The organism is Micromonospora sp. NPDC005257 (genome assembly GCF_042872445.1).
Taxonomy (GTDB): domain Bacteria; phylum Actinomycetota; class Actinomycetes; order Mycobacteriales; family Micromonosporaceae; genus Micromonospora.
Window position 1 is genome coordinate 326,754 of the sequence record NZ_JBIAKL010000008.1, and the last position, 15,667, is coordinate 342,420.

At 73.9% G+C, this 15,667-nt stretch carries 11 protein-coding genes; 6 read left to right on the forward strand and 5 right to left on the reverse strand.

All coding sequences use genetic code 11. The annotated features are described in order from the left end of the window. Position 1 precedes the first annotated feature (1 nt). Complete coding sequence (locus tag ACFYO8_RS19285; RefSeq protein WP_355015032.1) at positions 2 to 1,285, forward strand: PQQ-binding-like beta-propeller repeat protein; 1,284 nt, start codon at positions 2 to 4, stop codon at positions 1,283 to 1,285. Here the strand turns inward: ACFYO8_RS19285 and ACFYO8_RS19290 are convergent, their stop codons facing one another. Continuing rightward, entirely contained in the window at positions 1,286 to 2,518 is a 1,233-nt protein-coding gene (locus ACFYO8_RS19290) for a peptidase C39 family protein (RefSeq protein ID WP_355096084.1), read from the reverse strand. A 522-nt stretch (positions 2,519 to 3,040) separates the two neighbouring features. Between ACFYO8_RS19290 and ACFYO8_RS19295 the strand changes: the two genes are divergently transcribed. The 4 genes from ACFYO8_RS19295 to ACFYO8_RS19310 all read left to right on the forward strand — a co-directional run bounded on the left by ACFYO8_RS19295 (position 3,041) and on the right by ACFYO8_RS19310 (position 8,240). Then, on the forward strand, positions 3,041 to 3,709 hold the full coding sequence (locus tag ACFYO8_RS19295) for a response regulator transcription factor (RefSeq protein ID WP_354865425.1): 669 nt from the start codon (positions 3,041 to 3,043) through the stop codon (positions 3,707 to 3,709). Continuing rightward, a complete protein-coding gene (locus ACFYO8_RS19300; RefSeq protein WP_387189111.1) occupies positions 3,706 to 4,872 on the forward strand; it encodes a sensor histidine kinase in 1,167 nt (388 codons plus the stop codon). The genes ACFYO8_RS19295 and ACFYO8_RS19300 overlap by 4 nt, the downstream gene beginning before the upstream one ends. A 212-nt stretch (positions 4,873 to 5,084) precedes the next feature. Beyond that, positions 5,085 to 7,631: a malectin domain-containing carbohydrate-binding protein gene (locus ACFYO8_RS19305; RefSeq protein WP_354865423.1), complete on the forward strand. Its 2,547-nt coding sequence runs from the start codon at positions 5,085 to 5,087 to the stop codon at positions 7,629 to 7,631. 222 nt (positions 7,632 to 7,853) lie between these two features. Then, positions 7,854 to 8,240 carry a VOC family protein gene (locus ACFYO8_RS19310; protein ID WP_354865421.1) on the forward strand — a complete coding sequence of 129 codons (387 nt, stop codon included), beginning with the start codon at positions 7,854 to 7,856 and terminating at the stop codon, positions 8,238 to 8,240. Positions 8,241 to 8,297: 57 nt separating this feature from the next. On the opposite strand, the gene ACFYO8_RS19315 is transcribed toward ACFYO8_RS19310, so the two are convergent. The 4 genes from ACFYO8_RS19315 to ACFYO8_RS19330 all read right to left on the reverse strand — a co-directional run bounded on the left by ACFYO8_RS19315 (position 8,298) and on the right by ACFYO8_RS19330 (position 13,940). Further along, the gene (locus ACFYO8_RS19315; protein ID WP_354865419.1) at positions 8,298 to 9,071 is read right to left on the reverse strand and encodes a hypothetical protein; all 774 of its coding nucleotides are present in this window, start codon (positions 9,069 to 9,071) and stop codon (positions 8,298 to 8,300) included. 186 nt (positions 9,072 to 9,257) lie between these two features. Further along, complete coding sequence (locus tag ACFYO8_RS19320; RefSeq protein ID WP_354865417.1) at positions 9,258 to 11,321, reverse strand: 3-hydroxyacyl-CoA dehydrogenase NAD-binding domain-containing protein; 2,064 nt, start codon at positions 11,319 to 11,321, stop codon at positions 9,258 to 9,260. Further along, positions 11,318 to 12,514 carry a thiolase family protein gene (locus ACFYO8_RS19325; protein ID WP_354865415.1) on the reverse strand — a complete coding sequence of 399 codons (1,197 nt, stop codon included), beginning with the start codon at positions 12,512 to 12,514 and terminating at the stop codon, positions 11,318 to 11,320. The genes ACFYO8_RS19320 and ACFYO8_RS19325 overlap by 4 nt, the downstream gene beginning before the upstream one ends. 103 nt (positions 12,515 to 12,617) lie before the next feature. Continuing rightward, on the reverse strand, positions 12,618 to 13,940 hold the full coding sequence (locus ACFYO8_RS19330) for a ribonuclease D (protein ID WP_354865413.1): 1,323 nt from the start codon (positions 13,938 to 13,940) through the stop codon (positions 12,618 to 12,620). A 234-nt stretch (positions 13,941 to 14,174) separates the two neighbouring features. On the opposite strand from ACFYO8_RS19330, the gene ACFYO8_RS19335 reads away from it, so the two are divergent. Then, positions 14,175 to 15,602 carry a trypsin-like peptidase domain-containing protein gene (locus ACFYO8_RS19335; protein ID WP_354865411.1) on the forward strand — a complete coding sequence of 476 codons (1,428 nt, stop codon included), beginning with the start codon at positions 14,175 to 14,177 and terminating at the stop codon, positions 15,600 to 15,602. Positions 15,603 to 15,667 lie beyond the last annotated feature (65 nt).

A 15,667-nucleotide genomic window follows, 5' to 3' on the forward strand; every position in this document is an offset into this window, starting at 1 on the left:
GGTGATCGAACTGGGGGAGATGCGGCACGGCGAGTCCGCCGACCAGCCGTACCCGGCGTCGCCGAGGCCGCCGCTGGGCAGGGTGGGGCGCGTCGTGCTGGCCGGCGCTCTGGTCCTGCTCGTGGTGACCGCCGCCGCCGGGCCGCCGCGCCGGCCCGAGCCGGTCCGGGTATCCGCCCCGCAGGGGGCCGCGTTCGTGATCCTGCCCGGCCGGGTGGTGGTGGCCGACGGCCCGGGCGCGATCGGCCGGGGTGGACGGGTGGTCACCGCGCACCGGCTGCCCGGCGGGGAACCCGTCTGGCGGTTCGCGCTGACCGCCGGGGACCACGTGCTCGGGCTCACCGCCGTGGGTGGCGGTCTGCTGGTGACGAGCAGCCCGGCCGGGGACGGCGACTCGGTGTCGGCGATGCTCGACCCGGCGACCGGCACGCTGCGCTGGCGGCATCCCGGCTACCCGGTGCGGACCGCGTCCGGCGGGTTGCTGCTGGAGAATCCGCAACCACCAGGCGCGGGCACCGTGCGGGCAGTGGACCCGGCCTCCGGCGCGGTGCGGTGGACGCTGCCGGTGCCGGGCCAGGAGGTGGGTTACCGCCATGACGACCACGGGGTGACGCAGCTCGTCCTGGTCACCCCGCAGGGCCGGGTGACCGTGTACGACGCGGACTCCGGCGCTGTCGCGCACACCGGCCGGGTGGCGCCCGTGGCCGAACGCGGCGCCTACCGGTACGCGCAGGTGGTGGCCGGTCTCCTGCTGGTCGAGGACGCCCGGGGCACGGTCATCGCGTACGGGCTGGACCGGCTCGACGAGCGGTGGAGCGTGCCGACCGGCTCCCGCGCCGGGCTCTGGTTCGCCGACTGCGCCGGCATGGTGTGCCTGCGCAACCAGAGGGGCGGTGCGCAGGCCCTGGACCCGGCGACCGGCCGTCCCGCCTGGTCGGACGAGCGCTGGCTCGGGCTGGGCCCGTTCGGCGACCGGCTGATCGCGGCCGAGCGCGGGGTGGGGGAGGAGCTGGAACTGTCGGCGCTGGACCCGCCGACCGGCCGGGTGCTGGCCCGGCTGGGCCGCTGGCGCGTCTCCGGCAACGACTTCCCGTCCGCGCCGCTGGTAGGGCTGCGCACGCTCACCGAGGACCGGACGCTCGTCGGCGCGCTGGACGTGGCTGCCGGCCAGGTGCGGATCCGGGGGATCCTGCCGGGTGCCTGGTCCGAGTGCGCGGACACGGGTACCGCGCTGGTGTGCCTGCGCCCGACCGGTGGCATGGCGATCTGGCCGGTCGGCCGCTGATCACCAGTTGGCCTGCGCCGGTGGCGGCGGCAGCGGCGTCGACTCCGGCCGCAGCACGTACGCGACCCCGCCGCTGCCCACCTGCCAGGCGCTCTCGAACGGTGCCCGCGGCACGACGCGGCGGACCCGCTCGTCGTCCGGCGCGTACGGGTCGTTGAGCACCGGGTCGCCGTCGGCGGTGAAGCCGGCCAGCACCATGAGGTGTCCCCGGGTGTCGTAGTCCAGTCCGGGCACCTGGCCGGCGGTGAACGCGGCCGAGACGATCAGCGGGATGCCGGCGGCCACGAACCGCTCCGCCTCGGCCAGCGAGCGCAGCCGGGTCACGAAGGCGTCCACCCCGTGCGTGGCCGCGTACGCCGTGTTGAACGGCCAGTTGCCCGGCCCGCCGAAGGCGTGGTCGTGGCAGTGCCGGGCGGCGTGCACCACCTGCGGGCGGGGACCGGGCGGCGCGACCCAGGCGTACCGGTCCGGGGTGGGGCCGGCGCCCCAGTAGTCGAGCACCATCGAAACGCAGGTGGGACTGCACCAGGAGTCGCCGCCGCCACCCCAGCGGCTCTCCCCGGAGGCGTGCAGCCGCTGCGCGTAGCGCGGCACGTCCAGCACCCGTCCCCACGCGCCGTCCGCTCCGCCGCCGGCCGCCTCCGCGCCGCCGGGCGGGTCGGTCGAGGCGACCACGCCCACCGTGCGCAGCACCGGGCCGGCGGGGGCGTCGAGCCGGCGGTGCATCGTCACGCGGGCCTGCCAGCCGGTCACCGTCGCGCCGGTCACCCGCAGCGTGTCGGCGGCGACCCGCGCCCGGTCGTCCTCCTGCCCGGGTACGGACGCGCGGTGCACCGCGCTGTCGTCGGCGGCCCAGTGACCCAGGTCGTACCAGCCGGTGGTGGCGGTGCCGTCTGCCCAGCCGCGCAGCTCGACGCGCAGCCAGCAGCCGGGCGGGGTGTCGGCGGTCCAGGAGGGCACCAGCTCGGTGACGGCGAAGCCGGCCTGCGTCACCGGGGAGGTCCAGGTGCCGGCGGCGTACTCGGCCGTGGTCCCGGAGTGCGGGTCGGTGTGCGTGACCCGGCCGGCCGCGCCGTCGAGCGTCAGCCCGTCCGGCCCGGCACGCAGCCCGTCCGCGTGACCACGGTCCCGGTCCGCCGGGAAGCGGAACCGGTGGTACGCGACGTCGCGGCCGGTCACGGGGAACCCGCCCGGCGTGGACGCGCCCCTGTGGCTGCTGCGCTTGTCGATCATCGTCGCCGAGCATCGCGTACCCGAAGGTTTTCTGCAACGGCGGGCGGCGGCCGCCGGTCGTGGCCGCCGTCCGCCTCTCGGTCACCACCCGTAGTCGCCGCCTGCTCCCCGGCATCGTCACCCCGCGCCCTTTGCTCTGCAGCCATCGACGCGACGGTGACCCACGGCTACCGCTGCGCATGAGGCTGCAGAGCAAAGGGCGCGGAGCGGCATCTTATGTGCCGGCGCCCGATTCACCGTTTCCGCTGGTAGGAGCGATCCGGGTGGCTCGGTGGTCCCTTCGGGTGAGCGAGTGGCCGTCACGGTATGTGATTCCGCGGCGAAGCGGTGTCCGAGTCGCACAGAGTGACCAGACCGGAGCCAGAGCAGCAGCGGAGCCGGTGCCGGGCGCGGTTCGCGCCCGCGCGCTTCGGCGGCGGCACGCCTCGCGCCCGTCGGCGGACGCCTCGGGGGTCGGCTCCTGCGGCGGCGGGTTTGGCCTGCCGCACTAGGTTGTCAGGGGTCACGAGGTGGGAGGCCGGGATGCGGGTACTGGTGGTCGAGGACGAGCGCAACCTCGCCGACGCGATCGCGCGCGGGCTGCGCAAGCGTGGGATGGCAGTCGACGTCGCCTACGACGGCGACGCCGGGCACGAGGCGGCGTTCGTCACCCGCTACGACGTGGTGATCCTGGACCGCGACCTGCCCGGCGTGCACGGCGACCGGATCTGCGCCGACCTGGCCGCCTCCGGCGCGCTGACCCGGGTGCTGATGCTGACCGCCAGCGGCACCGTCGCCGACCGGGTGGAGGGGTTGCAGCTCGGCGCCGACGACTACCTGGCCAAGCCGTTCGCGTTCGACGAGCTGGTGGCCCGCGTGCAGGCGCTCGGCCGCCGCGCCACCCCGGCGGCGCCGCCGGTGCTGGAGGTGGCCGACCTGGTGCTCGACCCGGCGCGCCGGGCGGTGAGCCGGGGCGGAGTGCCGCTCGACCTCACCAACAAGGAGTTCGGCGTGCTCGCCGAGCTGCTCAAGGCACGCGGCGCCGTGGTGTCCAGCGAGGAGCTGCTGGAGCGGGTCTGGGACGCCAACACCGACCCGTTCACCACGATCGTCCGGGTGACGGTGATGACCCTGCGCAAGAAGCTCGGCGACCCGCCGCTGATCGACACCGTCGTGGGCGCGGGATACCGCATCGGCGGGGTTCAGCAGTGACCACGCGGACCGCGCGCCGGGTGCGGCCGACGCTGCGGCTGCGGCTGACCCTTCTCAACGGCGTGCTGCTGGTCGGCGCCGGGGCGATTCTGGTGCTGCTGGCCTGGCTGCTGGTCCGCGACGCGCTGCGCCCCACCGACGAGCTGCTACCCGGCACCACGGTGGTGCTCAGTGACGGGCGCAGCCTCGACGCCGGGCAGTGGCAGCGGCAGCTGGTCGACGCCGCGTCGCAGGAGCTGCTGGTCAAGGGGCTGCTCGCGCTGGTCGCGATCAGCGTGGTCGGCGTGGCCGGGGCGTACCTGGTGGCCGGCCGGGCGCTGCGCCCGCTGCACCAGGTCACCGCCACCGCCCGCCGGCTCGGCGAGGCCACGCTCGACGAGCGGATCGGCTGGTCCGGCGCCGACGACGAGGTGGCCGAGCTGGCCGAGACGTTCGACGCCATGCTCGACCGGATCAGCGGCGCGTTCGAGACGCAGAAGCGGTTCGTCGCGAACGCCTCGCACGAGCTGCGTACGCCGCTGGCGGTGATGCGTACCGAAATCGACGTGACGCTCAGCGACGACGACGCCGACCTCGCCGAGTACCGCCGCATGGCAGGCGTGGTGCGCGACGCCTCCGAGCGCGCGAACGGGCTGGTCGACGCGCTGCTGGTGCTGGCGAGCAGCGAGGCGCAGACCGGGCGGCGGCTGGCCCGGCGTACCGAGTCGGACCTCGCCATCGGCACCGCCAACGCGCTGTCCGCCGTCTCCCGGGAGGTGGAGCGCATCGGCCTGAAGGTGCACACCTCGCTGCGCCCGGCGCCGGTGGTCGGCGATCCCGGACTGCTCGACCGGCTCGCCGGCAACCTGGTGGAGAACGCGGTCCGCTACAACCACCTGCACGGCCGGATCTGGGTCCGCACCGGCACCGACGGGGAGCGGTCCTGGCTGGTGGTGGGCAACACCGGCTTCGAGGTCGCCCCGGCCGACGTACCCGGCCTGTTCGAGCCGTTCCGGCGCGGCGGCCAGGAACGCACCGGCGCGCGTGGCTCCGGTCTCGGCCTGTCGATCGTCCGGGCCGTCAGCGACGCGCACGGCGGCACGGTCAAGGCGGTCGCCCAGCCCGGCGGCGGCCTGGAGGTGACTGTCACGCTTCCGTCGGCCGACCCGGCGGCGGCCACCTGACCGCCGACCCGGCCCGCCCGCCCGGCCGGCCGGTGAGGCCACCTCACCTTTTCGTGCGGACGGCCCCGGCTGTCCTGGCCGGACCGGACGGTGGTCGGCCCCGGCGGCGCGGTGGTCGGGCAGAATGCGCCGCCCGCGCTGGACGCGGAGCCGCTGATCAACGGAGAGTAAGCGCAGCGACGCCTCACCCTGCTCACCCACCGGAGCTGCCCGTGACCCACCACCCGGCCCCGCGCCGCCGCCGTCTTCTCGCGGTCCTCACCGCCGGCGCCCTGACCGTCGCCGGTCTCTCTCCGGCCACGCCCGCGGCCGCCGCCGCGCCCGGCCACGACAAAGTGGTCCACACCGTCCCCTCCGCCGCCTCGCCCGACGTCCAGGACGGCTCGGTCGACGCGATCCACGACGCCGGTACGAAGATCATCGCGGGCGGCTCGTTCACGCGCGTGCAGAACCGCAACTCCGACGTCGACATCCCCCGCGACTACCTGCTCGCCTTCGACAAGGACACCGGGCAGGTGGACACCGCGTTCGCGCCCACGCTCGACAGCGAGGTGACGGCGGTCGTCGCCGGTCCCACGGCGGGCACGGTCTTCGTGGCCGGCAAGTTCAACACCGTCAACGGCGTGACCCGGCGCAAGGTGGCCCTGCTCGACGTCGCCACCGGGGCGGTCGTCACCAGCTTCGCGCCGCCGGCGTTCAACGGGCTGGTCAAGGACATCGCGCTGGTCGGCAACCGGCTGCTGGTCGGCGGCATCTTCACCACGGCCGGCAACCCCAACCCGCGCGGTGGGCTCGCCTCGCTCAACGCCACCACCGGCGCGGTCGACGGCTACCTCACCACCACCCTGACCGAGAACCACAACTGGGACGGCGTCAGCGGCGCCAAGGCCGGCGTCGGCGCGGAGAAGCTCGCCGTCTCCCCGGACGGCACGCAGCTCGTCGTCATCGGCAACTTCAAGAAGGCCGACGGGGTGCTGCGCGACCAGATCGTGAAGATCGACCTGGGCGCCACCGCCGCCACCGTCGCGGACTGGAACACGGCCCGCTACACGCCGCGCTGCAAGTGGCAGTCGTTCGACTCGTACGTCCGTGACGTGGCGTTCTCCCCGGACAACAGCTACTTCGTGGTGGTCACCACCGGCGCCCCGTACAGCGGCACGCTCTGCGACACCGCGGCCCGCTGGGAGGCCGGCGCGACCGGGTCCGGTCTCCAGCCGACCTGGGTCGACTACAGCGGCGGCGACACGTTCCTGTCCGTCGGCATCAGCGAGCAGGCGGTGTACGTCGGCGGCCACCTCCGCTGGCTCAACAACACCGCCGGCACCGACAACGCCCGAGCCGGCGCGGTCGGCCGGGCCAGCATCGCCGCGCTCGACCCGGTAAACGGCCTGCCGCTGTCCTGGAACCCGGGCCGGCACCCGCGCGGCATCGGCGCGTCCGAGATGCTCGTCACCGAGTCCGGGCTCTGGATCGGCGGCGACACCCTCTGGATCGGCAACTTCCAGTACCGCCGGGAGCGGATCGCGTTCTTCCCGCTCGCCGGCGGCAAGGCCGCGCACCCGACCACCACGGCGACGCTGCCCGGCAACGTCTATCAGGCCGGCCTGCCGCAGCCGACGAACGTGCTGTACCGGGTGAACGCGGGCGGCTCGGCGGTCGCCTCCACCGACGGCGGGCCGGACTGGTCGGCCGACACCAACTCCAGCCCCAGCCCGTACCGCAACTCCGGCAGCAGCACGTCCAGCTACACCACCGCCCCCACCGTGGACTCGACGGTGCCGGCCGGCACGCCGGCAACGATCTTCAACGACGAGCGGTACGACCCGTCCGGCGGTGCGGAAATGGCGTGGCAGTTCCCGGTGCCCACCGGCACCGAGGTGCACGTGCGGCTCTACCTGGCCAACCGGTACGCGGGCACCTCCGGCGCCGGCACGCGCATCTTCGACGTCGCGCTGGAGGGCGCTGTCGTCTTCGACGACCTCGACCTGTCCGCCAGCGCCGGGCACAACGTGGGCACCATGCGCGAGTTCACAGTGGTCAGTGACGGCTCGATCGACATCGAGTTCCGCCACGTACGGGAGAACCCGCTCGTCAACGCGGTCGAGATCGTCAAGACCGGGCCCCCGCCGAGCGGGACCGGCACGCCGGTGCAGGTGCGCTCGTACGACGGGCAGACCGCTGTGGGCGCGCCGGACCCGGTGGCCGACGCGGACGGGACCGTCTGGACGGGTGCGCGTGCCGCGTTCTGGGTCGGCGGGACCGTGTTCTACGGCGCCGACGGTGCGCTGTACCGGCGTACGTTCGACGGCACCACGTTCGGCACGCCCGAGCTGGTGGATCCGTACCACGACCCGTACTGGGACAACGTGATCACCAACTCCGGTCCGGACGGGCAGACGTACGTGGGCGTGACCACCGGCCTCTACGCCGAGATCCCGAACGTGACCGGCATGTTCTACTCCGGCGGGCGGCTCTACTACACCCTGACCGGGCAGAACGGCCTGTTCTGGCGCTGGTTCACGCCGGACGGCGGCGTGGTCGGCGCCGACCGGTTCTCGGTGGCCGGGGCGACCGGGTTCGCCGACGCGGGCGCGGTCTTCGTGGCCGGCGGCACGCTCTACAAGGTGAACCGGAACACCGGCGACCTGTCCGCCGTCGACTGGACCAACGGCGCTCCGTCGGGGACGTTCACGGTGCGCAGCGGCCCGGCCGTCGACGGCGTCGACTGGCGCGCGAAGGCGGTGTTCGTCGGCCCGTAGGCCCGGTGGCGAAGGGCCCCTCGCCGACACCCCGGTGTCGACGAGGGGCCCTTCCTCGCACGGTGGGTTGTCGGTGCGACCGGGCGGTGGAATGATCAATCGGGTCAGCCCGAGAGGCGGAAGGGGGTGTGGTCGATGTCCGTCGTGAACCGTCCCGCGCCCCACGTTCCCCGCTGACGTCCCCTACTCCGCCGGGGCGCGCTCCCCACAGGAGGAAGCACCATGAGTGCGCAGTTCCACTGCGTGACCGTCGAGTCCGACGACCCGTACACGCTGGCCGGCTGGTGGGCCCGAGTGCTCGACCGGCAGCTCGCCGCCGACGACCACCCGGACGACCCGGAGGCGGTCCTCGCCGCACCCGCCGGGCAGGGTCCCGACCTGCTGTTCGTCCGGGTGGGCGAGCGGCACGGCAAGGGCGCGTTCCATATCGACCTGCACCCGGCCGAGGGCACCCGGGACGAGGAGGTGGCGCGGCTGCGCGACCTCGGCGCCGCGTTGGTGGCCGACCGGCGCCGGCCGGACGGGAGCGGCTGGGTGGTGCTGGCCGACCCCGAAGGCAACGAGTTCTGCGTCTGCCGGAGCTGGGCCGAACGGGCCGCGTCCGCCTGATCCGGAAACGGCACCGGGCCCCCGCCGTGACGGCGGGGGCCCGGTGCGTGACGGGTGTCAGTCCTGCTTCTCGATCTCGCCGCGCAGCGCCACGAACTGCGACTGGAGTTCCGTCGCGGACTTGAAGTAGACCACCACCATGCCGAGGCTGCCCCGGTCGGCCCAGACGCAGACGGCCACCGGCACATCGGACGCCTTGCCGTCGGAGCACTTGGCGTCGCCGCCGAGCGGGCCCGCGTCGACCGTCTTGAAGTCCTTGGTGCCCAGCTCCGGGGTGACCGCCGTGACGGCGTCGTTCAGCTCCTTCTTCGGGTCGGCCATGACGCCGGACACGGCCACGATCATGACCAGGTCCTTCTTGGCCGGGTCGCCGTAGAACGCGCCGACGGTGCTGGTCGCGTCCGGCACGTCCTTGCTGAGGTCGGCCTTCATCTGCGCCGCGGCGTTCTGCAGCTGCGGGTCGGTGACCTTCGGCCGGCCGCCGAGCGTCTGCGGCTCGACCACCCGGGTCTTGGTGGCGGTGACCACCTCGTCGACCGTGTCCTTCGTGGCGAAGTAGGCGGCGACACCGCCGCCGACGCAGAGCACCAGGACCACCGCGAGGACGATCAGCAGGATCTTGCCGACGCCGGACTTCTTCGGCGGGACCGGCGCACCGAGCTGGCCGCCGTACTGCGGCTGCTGCGACGGGTAGTCACCGCCGTACTGCTGCTGCGGAGTCTGCGGGTAGCCACCGCCGTACTGCGGCTGCTGGGGCGGCTGGAAGCCGCCCGGCTGGTGCTGGGGAGGAGGGTAGTTGCCGGGGTAGGGACTGGACGGCGGCTGGGACATGTGGGCAGCTCCTGTGTGAAAACTGGACGCGTGATCGTAGCCAGGAGCACCGACACGCCGCTGTCCGCAGAAGGCCGGTGTGGCGAAACCGCGACCGACCCGTGACCTGCCCCGCGAACGCCGATCGCGGTGGCCGGGCCGTCCGGAACGGACGGCCCGGCCACCGCGATCGATGCGTCGCGTCGGTCAGCGCAGGCTGGCCACGCCGCGCGGCAGGAACCGCTTGCCGGTCACCCGCTCGGAGGTGCCGGTCCGGTCCAGGTACGGCGTCACGCCGCCCAGGTGGAACGGCCAGCCGGCGCCGAGGATCATGCACAGGTCGATGTCCTGCGCCTCGGCGACGACACCCTCGTCGAGCATGAGCCGGATCTCCTGCGCCAGCGCGTCCAGCGCGTTCTGCCGGACCTGCTCGGCGGTGAGCGGCTGGTCGCCGACCACCAGGAGCTTCGCCACCTCGTCGTTGATCTCGTCGTCGACCACGATCGGCTGGCCCGAGTCGGCGATCCGCTTGAGGTTCTCGCTGACCCCGAACCGGTCCGGGAACGCCTCGTGCAGGGTGCCGCCGACGTGGTACGCCACGGCCGGCCCGACGAGCTGCAGCAGCGCCAGCGGGCGCATCGGCAGGCCCAGCGGGTCCAGCGCGCTGTTCGCCACGTCCAGCGGGGTGCCCTGGTCCACGGCCGCGAACACGGTGCCGAGGAAGCGGGTCAGCAGCCGGTTCACCACGAACGCCGGGGCGTCCTTCACCAGCACCGACGACTTCTTGAGCTGCTTGCCGACCGCGAACGCGGTGGCAAGCGTGGCGTCGTCGGTCCGCTCGCCGCGGACGATCTCCAGCAGTGGCAGCACCGCGACCGGGTTGAAGAAGTGGAAGCCGACCACCCGCTCCGGGTGCTCCAGCTCCGCGGCCATCTCGGTGATGGACAGCGAGCTGGTGTTGGTGGCGAGCACCGCCTCCGGCTTGACGATCTTCTCCAGCTCGGCCCAGACCTGCTTCTTGACGCCCAGGTCCTCGAACACGGCCTCGATGACGAAGTCGGCGTCGGCGAAGACGGACTTGTCGACCGAGCCGCTGACCAGGCCGTACAGCTTGGCCGCGGTGCCCTTGTCCATCCGGCCCTTGCTCACGGCCTTCTCGATCTGGGTGTGCACGTAGCCCACACCCTTGTCCACCCGGGACTGATCCAGGTCGGTCATCACGACCGGCACCTGGAGCCGCCGGGCGAACAGCAGCGCGAGCTGGCTGGCCATCAGGCCGGCGCCGACGATGCCCACCTTGGTGACCGGACGGGCCAGGCCCTTGTCCGGCGCCCCGGCCGGGCGCTTGGCCCGCCGCTGCACCAGGTCGAAGGCGTACAGGCCGCTGCGCAGCTCCTCGGAGAAGACCAGGTCCGCCAGGGCCTCGTCCTCCGCCGCGGTGCCGGTGGCGAAGTCGGCGTCCTTCGCCGTCTCCAGCAGGTCGAGCGCCTTGTACGCGGACGGGACCCCGCCGTGCAGCCGCTGGTCCAGGGTCTGCCGGGCGAAGTAGAGCACGCCCGCCCACATGTCCTTGTCGACCTCGGGCCGGGTGACCGCGACCTCGCCCCGGACCACGCCGGCGGCCCACTCCAGCGACCGCTCCAGGAAGTCGGCCGGCTCCAGCAGCACGTCCGCGATGCCCATCTCGGCCGCCTGCTTCGGCTTGAGCATCTTGTTCTGCATCAGCGGGTTCTGGATGATGACCTGCGTCGCGGCCGGGATGCCGATCAGGTTCGGCAGCAACTGCGTACCGCCCCAGCCGGGGATCAGGCCGAGCGAGACCTCGGGCAGCGCCAGGGCCGCCGCGCCCGCCGACAGCGTCCGGTAGTGGCAGTGCAGCGCCAGCTCCAGGCCGCCGCCCATCGCCGCGCCGTTGACGAACGCGAAGGTGGGGACGGTGCTGTCCTTGAGCCGGGCGAAGACCCGGTGGCCCAGCCGCCCGATCTCCAGCGCCTGCTCGCGGTTCTCCAGCGCGGGCAGGCTGGTGATGTCCGCGCCCACGCAGAAGATGTACGGCTTGCCGGTGACCGCGATGAACGCCGGCTCCGCCGCCAGCGCGGCGGTGATCGCCTCGTCCAGGCTGGTCAGGCCGCCCGGGCCGAAGCTGTTCGGCTTGGTGTGGTCGAAGCCGTTGTCCAGGGTGATGAGGGCGGCGGGCCGGTCCAGCCCGGGTACGGCCACCTGGCGCAGCAGCGCCTTGGTGACGACCTCGTTCGGTGCGGCGAGGCTCACTTGTCTCCACCCTCCCAGTGCGGGTTCTCCCAGATCACGGTGCCGCCCATGCCGATGCCGATGCACATGGCGGTGAGGCCGTAGCGGACCTCGGGGTGCTCGGCGAACTGGCGGGCGAGCTGGGTCATCAGCCGGACGCCGGAGGACGCCAGCGGGTGACCGATGGCGATCGCGCCGCCCCACGGGTTGACCCGCGGGTCGTCGTCGGCGATGCCGAAGTGGTCGAGGAAGGCGAGCACCTGCACCGCGAACGCCTCGTTCAGCTCGAACAGGCCGATGTCGTCGATGCTCAGGCCGGCGATGCGCAGCGCCTTCTCGGTCGACGGGATCGGGCCGACGCCCATCACCTCGGGCTCGACGCCCACGAAGCCGAACGACACCAGGCGCATGCCGACCGGCAGGCCCAGCTCGCGGGCGGTCTCCTCGGCGACCAGCAGCGCGGCGGTGGCGCCGTCGTTGAGGCCGGCCGCGTTACCGGCGGTGACCTTGCCGTGCGGCCGGAACGGGGTCTTCAGGCCGGCCAGCTTCTCCATCGAGGTGTCCCGGGGCGCCTCGTCCACGGTGGCCAGACCCCAGCCCGTCTCCGGGTCACGGGTCGCCACGGACACCAGGTCGCCCTGGAGCTTGCCGTTGGCGTACGCCTTCGCGGTCTTCTGCTGCGACGCCAGCGAGAACGCGTCGGTGCGCTCCTTGGTGATGTGCGGGACCCGGTCGTGCAGGTTCTCCGCGGTGGAGCCCATCACCAGGGCGGACGGGTCGACCAGCTTCTCCGCGACGATGCGCGGGTTGGGGTCGACGCCCTCGCCCATCGGGTGGCGGCCCATGTGCTCGACGCCGCCGGCGATGGCCACGTCGTACGCGCCCATGGCGATGCCGCTGGCCACTGTGGTGACGGCGGTCATCGCGCCGGCGCACATCCGGTCGATGGCGAAGCCCGGCACGGTCTTGGGCAGGCCCGCCAGCAGGGCGGCGGTGCGGCCGATGGTCAGGCCCTGGTCACCGATCTGGGTGGTGGCAGCGATGGCCACCTCCTCCACCTTCTCCGGCGGCAGCTGCGGGTTGCGGCGCATCAGCTCGCGGATGCAGCGGATCACCAGATCGTCGGCGCGGGTGTTGGCGTACATCCCACCCGCCTTGCCGAACGGGGTACGGACGCCGTCAACGAAGACGACATCCCGGACTTCACGGGGCACTTGGAGCCTCCCTCGGCACGGGCATTTCCCCGGATGCTACTCGCCAGTAACCAGACGTGGCACCACCCCCCGCGTGGCCCACCTCACACCCCGCCCGCGGTTGTCACTGCTGCGGGGAGCGCAGCGCCTCCGTCAGGGCGGGCAGGAGCAGCCCGATCTGCCACTCGCGGGCTCCGTACCCGCGCAGCGCCTCCGCAACCGTCTCGTCGCTGATCTCGGCCGGCGGCTGCCACGCCAGCCGGCGGACCGAGTCCGGCGCGATCAGGTTCTCCGCCGGCAGCCGGTGCGCCCCGGCGGTGCCGACCACCACCTCCCGGGCACGGGCCAGGCGCCCGGCGGCCACCGGGTCGCGTTCGGCCCACCGGTGCGGCGGGGGCGGCCCCTCCACCGCCGGGCTCACCGGCAGCGCGTCGTCCGGCAACTGGCGCGCGTCGTCAAGCGCCGCCAGCCAGGTACGCGCCAGCCGGCGCACCGACCGCCCACCGAACCCGGGGAGCGTGAGCAGCGTCTTCTCGTCCTTCGGGTCCAGTTCGGCGGCGGCCACGATGGCCGAGTCGGGCAGCACCCGGCCCGGCGCGGCGTCCCGGCGGACCGCGATCTGGTCCCGCGCGTACCAGAGGGAACGCACCCGGGCCTGGGCGCGCGCGCCGCGTACCCGGTGGATGCCGGACGTGCGCCGCCACGGCTCGGCGCGCACGCGCGGCGGGCGGGCGCCGTTGCGCACCAGCGCGTCGAACTCCTCCGCCGCCCAGCCGGACTTGCCCTGCCGCCGCAACTCCTCGTCCAGCACGTCGCGCAGGTCGACGAGCATCTCGACGTCGAGCGCCGCGTACGTCAGCCAGGACTCCGGCAGCGGCCGGCTGGACCAGTCGGCGGCGGAGTGGTGCTTCTCCAGGCTGTACCCGAGTAGCTGTTCGGTCAGCGCGGCCAAGCCGACCCGCTCGAACCCGGCCAGCCGGGCGGCCAGTTCGGTGTCGAACAACCGCCGCGGGCGCAGCCCCACCTCGGCCAGGCAGGCGAGGTCCTGGCTGGCCGCGTGCAGCACCCACTCGGTGTCGGCGATCGCCGCGTCCAGGGCTGAGAGGTCGGGCAGCGGCAGCGGGTCGATGAGCGCGGTGCCGGCGCCGCCCCGGCGCAACTGCACCAGGTAGGCGCGCTGGCTGTAGCGGTAGCCGGAGGCGCGTTCGGCATCCAGGGCCACCGGGCCGGTGCCGGCCGCGAAGCGGGCCACGACCTCGTCCAACTCGGCGGGTGTGGCCACCGGGGCGGGCGTGCCGTCGCGCGGCGCGGTCAGGGGGACGGCCGCGTCCGGATCGGTCTCGGTTCCCGCGTCCGTCGGCTCCGGCAGGGCCGACGCCGGCTGGGCGGACGCCTCCCCGGTACGGCTTTCGGCGGCCCGACGGCGCAGGGGTGGTTCGTCGGTCACCTGACAACCCTAGTAGGCCGGACGATCCGGTGTGCGCAGCCGGTCGGGCGCGTGTCGGCGCGATTGCCGGCAGGTGACCGGAAAGGTACGGGTTGCGGAGCCGTGAGAGGGTCGGACAAGAGGGAAGACAAAGCCCGATCCCGCCGGTACGGTCCATCGAGCCGCGAACGGCGTACGGGCCGGGCCACAGCGGTCGGGGGGCGTCGGCGGAGCCGACGGGGAGGACGGGCGAGCATGACAGGCGGGTACGGAACCGGCGACGACGCGCCGGGGCAGGGCGGCGGCGACACGGCAGCCGACCGGCCGGGGCCGCTGCCGCCGCGCTTCGCCCCGCCCGCCGGTTCGGCGCCGGTCCCCGGATCGTTCGGCGGCGGGCCCGAGTGGGGCGGCGCCTCCGGCTATCCGGCGCCGTCGGCCCGGGCCGCCGTCCAGTCGCCGCAGTCCACCGCCTACGCGTCCCCGGCCGGCGCCGCGACCCCGCCCGCCACCGCCCAGCCGGGCCAGCCGTCCTACGGCAGCTCATCCGCCCAGCCGGGCCAGCCGTCCTACGGCTCCACGCCGGGCCAGCCCTCTTACGGCTCCGCGCCGGCACAGCCCTCTTACGGCTCCGCGCCGGCTCAGCCCTCTTACGGCACGACGCCGGCTCAGCCGTCGTCCTTCGGCGCGGTGCCGGCGCAGACCTCCCGGTCCGCCGCACCGGCCTACCCGGGCCCGTCCGGCAGCGGCCCGTCGTATCCCGGCCAGCCGGTGTCCGCGCCCAGCTACCCGGGCCAGCCGGTGTCCGCCCCGTCCCAGCCGGGGCAGCCCGGCTTCGCGTACCCCGGTCAGCAGCCCTCCCTCGGCGGCCCGGCCGGCTTCGGCGCGCCCGCTGCCGGCAAGCCGTCCCGGCGCAGCCGGGTGGCGGTGGTGGCGCTGGCCCTGGTCGCCGTGCTGACGCTGGTCACCGGCGTGCAGGCGTACCAGATCTACCGGCTCGACGACCGGCTCGCCGCCGCCGACAAGCGGATGGCCGAGGGGCAGGACTCGGACGCCGACCGGCTCGACGGCCTGGAGCAGCGCGCCGGCAGCCTGGAGAAGCAGGCCGACGCGGCGTTCAACCCTGAGGCGGTGGCCAGCGCGGTGCTGCCGAGCGTGTTCCGGGTGCGGGCCGGGCAGTTCACCGGTACGGCGTTCGCCGTCGGCAAGGCGCCGTCCGGCGGCGGCACCACGCTGCTGACCAACTTCCACGTGGTCGAGGCGGCCTTCAACGCCGGTGAGCGCAAGGTGTTCCTGGAGCGCAAGGACCAGCGGTTCGAGGCGACGATCATCGCCACCGACAAGGAGAAGGACCTGGCGCAGTTGCGGGCCAGCGCCAAGTTCACCGGGTTGGTCGCGGCCCGCGCCCCGGTCCGGTCCGGCCAGCAGATCATCGTGGTCGGCGCGCCCCTCGGGTTGCAGGACAGCGTCACCACCGGTGTGGTCAGCGCGTTCCGCGACGACGAGCGCGGCGGCGGGCCGGTGATCCAGTTCGACGCGCCGATCAACCCGGGTAACTCCGGCGGCCCGGTGATCAACGGCTCCAAGGAGGTCGTGGGCATCGCCACGGCCAAGGCCCGCAACGCCGAGGGCATCGGGCTGGCGGTGCCGATCAAGACCGCCTGCGACCGGTTCCGGCTCTGCTGAGCGCCGGCCCACACCGGTGTGGGCCGGCCGTACCGCATCGACCCCGGCCCACCGGGCCACCCCGC